This is a genomic window from Rubneribacter badeniensis, assembly GCF_002899695.1.
Taxonomy (GTDB): Bacteria; Actinomycetota; Coriobacteriia; order Coriobacteriales; family Eggerthellaceae; genus Rubneribacter; species Rubneribacter badeniensis.
Genome location: NZ_PPEL01000115.1, coordinates 1 through 7267, shown reverse-complemented (window position 1 = coordinate 7267; position 7267 = coordinate 1). Strand labels below are relative to the sequence as shown.

The following is a 7267-nucleotide window of genomic DNA, read 5'->3' as shown; positions in this document are numbered from 1 at the left end:
CGGGTGGGTGCGGACGAGGCGCGCGGGGGCGAAACGGCTGTCCGGGGTGGTCGGCCGGCGACCCCGCAGGGCCGGCGCCAATCATATCTCCATGTCGAGTTCGATGCAAAAGGAGCCGACCCGAAGGTCGGCCCAAACAGTAATGGGGCGGGGCGCGCTTGCGAAACGTGCAGACGGGGACGGGAACGAGGAGGGCGCAGGCAAGGACGGGGGCGCAGGCGGGGAGCACGGGGCCGCGGGCGAGGTGACGCGCTCGCGACGGGTGGTGGGCGGCGGCGCGCAGGGCGCCGAGCGGCACGTAACCGACAGGGCGCAGGTCGAAGTTGCGGCAGGGCGCGGCACCCCCGCCCTCCCGATCCCTGCGAACATGATGCAGGCGGTCATGGACAAAAAGCGACGGTTTCTCCGGTTTTTCGGCTTGAAGGGGCCCTTTGCTTGCGCGCTGCGGCCAACGTTCGAGCAAAGCTCCTGGTCGAAGGCGGGGGCGGTTTCTCTATCCTCAAACGTGAATAGAGAAACAGTTCGTTTTTGTCCAGAGCTTGCCGACCCTCTGCCAGACCGGGATCGGCACGGGCCGGATCGGCCCGCCGAGCGAGGCCCCACCGGTGACGCAGGGGCCCCGCCCGACGGGCGGGACGGAACCTTCCGAAGCGTCCGGCCAGGGTAGGATCGGCTCGAGGATTGGCGAATATGAGTTCGCGCCAATTCTGGTTTAATGTAGAGGTTGGTTGGACTTTGTTGAGCCGGAACCGATGTAGGCCGGATCGGCCCGCCGAGCGAGGTCCTTTCGGCACTGCGGGGGGTCCGTCCGTCGGGCGGGGAGGGGGTTCGAAACGTTCGGTCAGAGGAGTCCGGCTCGAAATCCGGTGAACGCGGGTTTGTGCCAACGGCGGTTTGGCCGAGACGCGTCGATGCGATAGCACAAAATAACGGTTAAGAACGATTTTCTGGTTGGAGCGAATTTCGCGACCTGGTGTTTCTCGGAAAATGCTCCTGTAGGGAACGGAAAAATCGTTCTTAACCGTCATTTTGTGCTAAGGGGATCGCCTGTCTCCGTTAAACCAGGATTGACACGAACCCATGTTCTTCCAGTTCTGAGCCGGACCCCTCCGGTCGGGCGCCCCGCAAGGCCCCCGCCTGGTGGATAGGGGGCTTCCGAGGCGTCTGGGCGATCCGCGCGCGGCGGGGGCCTTCCGAAACCCCGGCCAGAGCAAACCCGGCTCAAGGATCAGCAAGCATGAGTTCGTATCAATCCTGGTTTCGCAGAGACGATCGCCTTCCGCTGTTAAACCGGGATTGGCATGGGCCAGGTCGGCTCGTCGCGCAAGGCTCCGTCATCGCTTTGGAGGTTCCAGCCGGCAAGCGGACCCCCCGAAGCACCCGATCAGGTGCTTCGGGGGGGGTCGGCGAATGCGGGTTCGTGTCAATCCTGGTTTAATGTAGAGGATCGCCTCTCTTCCAAACTGCCGTTGGCAGAGGCTGGGTTGGATTGCTGTGCTTGGATCCCTCCGGCACCTCGGCTTGGAATCCGGCGAGCGCGGCTTCGTGTCGACCTTGGTTCGGCAGGGATGAAGCCCTTCTTCGAAGGTGAATATGCGTGCAAGCGCCATCTCCGGAGCCGACCGCCCGCATGGCGCGAAAAAGCCGGCTTACCATTGTCGAACAGTCGCCTGACGTGCCTGTTCGTTGCGACATGTCCACGTTTTCGCAAAACTGGAACGCGCGCATCCCCACATTCCGATTTGTGGGGTATTCTCAGGTGACCGCTCGTCCTTGTAAGTTAATCAGCGTTGACCGTGTGCAGGCAGACAAAAGAGGGATGCATATGTCGAAGGCCTCAGTCCAGCAGAGGTTTGCGAGCGCGTTCATGACGCTGGTTCCGCAAACGCCCACCAAGCGCGTCACGGTGGCAGAGCTGACGAGGTATCTTCACGTCGATCGGAAGACGTTCTACAACTATTTCGACAACATCGACAGCCTCATGATCTGGATCTATCGCGATTATCTCGCCAAGATGCTGGAAGATGCTCTTTTCGATGATTGGGAGAAGGAGAAGCCCTCTGCTGACGCGTTCGATCCCTACCCCGAGCTTCCGTTTTATGCGCGCCGCCGCGAGAAGGGCCTTCTGTGTCAAGGTCCGTACTTCAAAGCGATGGCGTACCACTGGGAGAACCATCGGCGCTACTACTCCATCGTATTTTCGAGCTCGTGCTACCTGGATTTGTTCGATTACATCATCGCGCTGTTCCTGCCGCCGTTTCGCGAGGATGTGAGGTACTACCTCGATGGACGGCAAATGCCCGATATCGTCGTGGACTTCATTGCCGAATACCATGTCATGGGCGTGTTCGGGCGCTTGCGCTACCATTTCACGCAGACGAACAAGTTCATCATGCAAGACGAGATCGACTCATTTTGGAACTACGCGCACACGGCCATGAAGGAGAGCGTGGAGTGCTGCTTCGAAGCGGTCGAGCGCCGTGGAATCGCGCGCCTGCTGGGGCAGGGAGGCCAGACGGTGCGGTTCCGAGGGTATCATCGCGAACGTTTCTCGGAATGCGGGGACGGGCGGCTTTCGTAGAGGGCTTGGAGGCGGGGTGCGCGGGCGCGTGGGCGTGGCGCGCGGGTGGTGGGCAGTGTGTGATGTGGGGTGGCCTGTGATGGGCGGCGCGGTCATTGCAGGTGGGCGTAGGCGAGGGCGCGCGTGTGACGCGGGCGGGGGCGCGGGTGCATGCGCGGCGTGGGGCGGTCTGCGGCGCAAGCATCACCAGATTGTTGCCGAAAGCGGGGAGGATCTTTCTGCGAGCGCGACGAGCGCTTTTGGCGTTTTACCAGGTCGGGGGGGGGGCCGCGTTGGAGGCAAAGCCGGTTCTCGTCCGGCTTGGGGCGATTCTCGGTAGCAATCTGGTGATGCTTGCGCCGAAAACTCACTCGTCCTTGTTGAGGCGGAATCGGAACCTATGTTGGCTGGGACTTGGATTGTGATCCTTGCGACTAGACGAGGTGGAGGGCTCGTCGGGTGAGGGAATCTTTCACGCCGCCGCCAGATTTTGCGCGGCGAGCCGTCTAACCTCTGCCTCCGACGGCTCATAGGAGAAGGCGATTTCCGCTGTTAAACCAAAATTGACACGAACCCGCGTTCGCCGAATCGTCCCCCGAAGCCCCCGATCGGGTGCTTCGGGGGGGGGGGGGTCCGCTTACCGGCCGGGACCTCCAAAGCGAAGGTGGAGCCTTGCGCGTCGAGCCGGCCTGGCCCAAGTCAATCTCGGTTTAACAGCAGAAGGCGATTCTCTATGTTAAACCAGGATTGACACGAACCCACGTTCGCCCCATATCGAGCCGAGCTTCCTTTGACCAGGCGCTTCGGAAGGCCCCTCCTCGCCCGTCGGGCGAGGCCTTCCGAAGTGTTGGCAGGGCCTCGCCCGTCGGGCTGACCTGGCCTATGTCAAACCAGGATTGACACGAACCCATGTTCTTCCAACTCCGAGCCGGACCCCTCTGGCCGGGCGCCCCGCAAGGCTCCCTCCTGGCGGATAGGGGGCTTCCGAGGCGCCTGGGCGATTCGCGTACGGCGGGGCCGACCAGGCCTATGTCAATGGTGGTTTAACATAGACCAGGCGATTGCGTCAGCACAAAATGACGGTTAAGAACGATTTTTTCGCTCCTTTCGAGACAATTTTTGGAGAAATACCAGGTCGTGAAAATCCGCTCAGTTGAAAAATCGTTCTTAACCGTCATTTTGTGCTGGACATCTCTCTGCTCCTATGCCAAATCGGGTTTGATATAAGCTAGATCAACTCGCCAAGCGAGCCCCGTCGGCGCTTTGAATGTGACACTATCCCCGCCCTTTTGTCGCCCTTTTGTCGCTTGTCGGAGCGAGAAGCGTCGCCCCGGAGAATGTGACACTATCCCCGTCCCTTTTTGTCGCTCCTTTGTCGCTTGGGAAGTCGGTTTTCGATCTGCGTGGCATTGCGGCTTTCTCATGCCGTATCATGGGGCGGGCGGGTCCGCGCGCCGATGGCGGCGAAGGCGAAGGCCGGGGCGAAGGTCGGGGTGGCGCCTGGGACGAGGCCAGGGCGGCGGCGAAGGCTGGGACGAAGGCGGGAAGCGAGGTCGATGCGGATGGAGACGACGGGGCGTGCGATTCTGGCCGTGGGTGCCGTGATAGCGGATCTGGTGTGCCGGGTGCCTCGGCTGCCGATGTCGGGCGAAGGCGTCGTGGCCGAGGAGGTGCGGGCCGCCGCGGGAGGCTGCGCGCTCAATTCCGCGAACGTGCTGCGCCAGCTCGGTGTGCCGTACACGCTGTTTGCGCCGGTGGGGCAGGGGGTGTTCGCCGGATTCGTCGAGCGCGAGCTGGCGGCGCGCGGCATGGAGGCCCTGCGCGTGCCCGAAGGCCGCGGCGACGGCGGAGCCGTGTACGACAACAGCGGATGCGTCTGCTTCGTGGAGCCGGAAGGGGAGCGCACCATGCTCACCCTGCCGGGCATCGACCGGCATTTCGCGGCAAGCTGGTTCGACGAGCTCGACGCGACGGACTTCGCATGCGGCTTCGCCAGCGGCTACGAGGTGGAGGGCGCGGGCGGCGACGCCATCGTGGGGTTCTTCGAGGCGCATCCCGAGGTGCGTTTGTATTACGCGCCCGGGCCGCGCGTGACGCAGGTGGCTGCGCAGCGCACGGCGCGCATCAACGCGCTGCATCCGGTGTGGCACCTCAACGATGCGGAGGTGCGCGCGTACACGGGGCGCGCGTCGCTTGAGGAGGCCGGGTTCGCGTTGTCTGCGGAGTGCGGGAGCGCGGTGGTGGTGACCGAGGGCGCGCGCGGCGCGCATCTGTTTGAAGAGGGTCGGCACGTGCTGGTGCCCGCCGAGCCGGTGGACGTCGCGGACACCATCGGTGCGGGCGATGCGCATCTCGGCGCGCTGGTGGCGGCGCGCACCGCCGGACGGACGTGGGAGGACGCGCTCGCATTGGCGAACCGCGTGGCCGGTGCCGTGTGCCAGGTGCCGGGCGGCACGCTCTCCGATGCGGCGTTCGCTCGGCTGGGGGTGTCGCTGTGAGTCGCGCGAGGAAAGCGGCGCTCGTGGCGCTCGCGGTGCTGCCGCTCGCGTTGACGGCGGTGGCGCAGCCGATCCTGCCCGATGTGGTGGCCGTGCACTTCGGCGTGAGCGGCCCCGACCAATGGGAGGGCAAGGCTCACTTGTTCGTGTCAGCCGGCATTGTGACGGCGGTGAACCTGCTTTGCGTGGGGCTTGCGGTGCTCTACGAGCATTTGCGCGCGACGAACAACAACGACTGGTTCGTGCTCGACGACTACGGCGGGCTCAATCGCGCGCCGTTCCCCCTGTTGGTTGCCGTGCTGCTGGTGATGGCGGCCGTGCAGGGCGTCCTGGTGGGCTTCAATGTGGCTGCGGGCGCAGGTGCGGATGCGGCTTCAGGTGCTGGGGCGGGTGCGGTAGCGGGCGAGATCGGCGCGGCTGCTGCGGGCGCGAGTGCGGCTGCGGGTGAAACGGCCCAGATGGCGAACGGCGGGGGCCAATGGGTTTCCGACATCCTGTTCGCGTTTGCCCTGCTGCTCATGTGGGGCGTGGCGGCGTACCTGCTCTTCAAGGGCTCCGGCGCGGTGGGGCGTGGCGCGACGGGGAGTAGCGCGGCGGGCGTTGCGGGGCGTAGCGCGGCGGGCGCGACGGGCGTTGCGGGGTGTGGCGCGACGGGCGCGGTCGTCGCGAACAGTCGCCCCGGCTCCACCGAGCGCGAACGCAAGTTGGGCGACACCGTGCGGCAAAGACGCGCCCTCGGCGAGCTTGTGCTATTTTTGTCGCTGGTCGTGGCGGCCCTCTGGTGCGCGGCGCGCTTCGGCGCGGGCGCATGAGGGGCTGCGGAATGCAGGGGGAAGCGATGAAGCGCGTTTCGATCTTGGGCGATTCCATCAGCACGTTCGAAGGGTGCGTCCCTGAAGGGTTCCGCGTGTACTACGAGGGGGCGCGACGGCGCGCGACGGGCGTCAAGCTGCCATCGGACACCTGGTGGGCGCAGGTGGTTTCCGGCATGGGCGGCGTGCCGTGGCGCGTGGGCGCGTACTCCGGCAGCTTGGTGGAGGGCGCGGGATTTCCGGCGGGAGAGAGCGCCGAGCGCGTGGCTGCCCTTGCGCGCGACGGCGTCGCGCCTGATGAAGTGCTCGTGTTCATGGGTGTCAACGATTACGGATGGGGCGGCGCGGCGGCCCAGGCGGCGGGGCGCGGAAACGCCGTTCCCGCATGCCTTGACCTGGCAGATGTCGAACCGCAGATGCCCGGTTTGGCCGATGCGGACGCCGCCGAGCGGTTCGGGGCGGCCTATGAGCGCATGCTCGCGCGCGTTCGCAGGGCGTATCCGCAGACGACGGTGCGATGCTGCACGCTCTGCCCCGGACGCGTGGCCGATTGCGACCGCTCCACGTTCGCCTACAATTTGCGCGGCGTGCCCATCGAGTGCTACAACGACGCCATCCGGGCCGCCGCTGCGCGCACGGGGTGCGCGGTCGCCGACGTCGCGGCGCTCGAGTTCGATTACGAGGCCGTGGACGGCACGCACCCCACGGCGCGCGGCATGCGCCAGCTCGCCGCGCTCGTTCTGCACGCGATGGGCTTGGCCGACGATGCGGCCGTGGCCGCGACGGGCGCGCCGCGCTCCCAGCGCTCGTGCGAGGGCCCCTGCGTTGGCTGCGAGCACGCCGCCTCCACCGGCGCCGCATGGTTGTGCGTGTGCCGTCGGTAGGGCGCGATGCGTCGCGCGCATCGCAGGATGCGCGGTGCTACGAGTTGGGATGCGCCGCGGGATGAGCGGTGACGCAGCCTGGGATGCGCCGCGGGATGCGCGATTCCGCAGGTTGGAATGCATTGTGGGATGCGCGGAGATGCGGCTTGGAATGCGCTGTGGAATGCGCTGTGGGGGATGCGCGGTGGCGCGGCCTGGAATGCGCCGCGAATGGCGACAGTGACACACGGCTTGCCGTGCTTGCAGGAGGGCGTTTCGCGCGCGTTCTCGAAGACCGTCCGCTCGGTCGATTGTTTCACGTGAAACATTTGTTCCGATATCGCACTACATTGCGACAAGTGTTTCACGTGAAACATCCGTTTGCGTCAGGTGGTTTCGTCTGCGCTTGTGGATCCTCGCTGCGATTGCGACGTTTCGTCAGACGCGGAACGATCGCACGCAGTCGTGGACGAGGGGGCAGAGAAGGTGGCTTGAGCAAGGCGACTTGAGGGGGCAACCCCAAATTCCCACCCC

At 65.3% G+C, this 7267-nt stretch carries 4 protein-coding genes; all 4 read left to right on the top strand.

The annotated features are described in order from the left end of the window. The first annotated feature begins 1825 nt into the window (after positions 1 to 1825). The 4 genes from C2L80_RS12560 (at position 1826) to C2L80_RS12545 (ending at position 6754) form a co-directional block, all read left to right on the top strand. Positions 1826 to 2581, top strand: a complete 756-nt coding sequence (locus C2L80_RS12560; protein ID WP_087198789.1) for a hypothetical protein — start codon at positions 1826 to 1828, stop codon at positions 2579 to 2581. A 1535-nt stretch (positions 2582 to 4116) separates the two neighbouring features. Continuing rightward, entirely contained in the window at positions 4117 to 5058 is a 942-nt protein-coding gene (locus C2L80_RS12555; protein ID WP_224759118.1) for a PfkB family carbohydrate kinase, read from the top strand. After that, positions 5055 to 5870, top strand: a complete 816-nt coding sequence (locus C2L80_RS12550) for a DUF1648 domain-containing protein (protein WP_169999084.1) — start codon at positions 5055 to 5057, stop codon at positions 5868 to 5870. Before C2L80_RS12555 ends, C2L80_RS12550 begins: the two co-directional genes overlap by 4 nt. Before the next feature lie 26 nt (positions 5871 to 5896). Beyond that, entirely contained in the window at positions 5897 to 6754 is an 858-nt protein-coding gene (locus C2L80_RS12545) for an SGNH/GDSL hydrolase family protein (RefSeq protein ID WP_087198792.1), read from the top strand. The last annotated feature ends 513 nt before the right edge of the window (positions 6755 to 7267 follow it).

Bases quoted from the DNA above. Each gene is read 5' to 3' on its own strand.
- C2L80_RS12560 (WP_087198789.1), top strand. From the start codon at position 1,826: ATGTCGAAGGCCTCAGTCCAGCAGAGGTTTGCGAGCGCGTTCATGACG.
- C2L80_RS12555 (WP_224759118.1), top strand. From the start codon at position 4,117: ATGCGGATGGAGACGACGGGGCGTGCGATTCTGGCCGTGGGTGCCGTG.
- C2L80_RS12545 (WP_087198792.1), top strand. From the start codon at position 5,897: ATGAAGCGCGTTTCGATCTTGGGCGATTCCATCAGCACGTTCGAAGGG.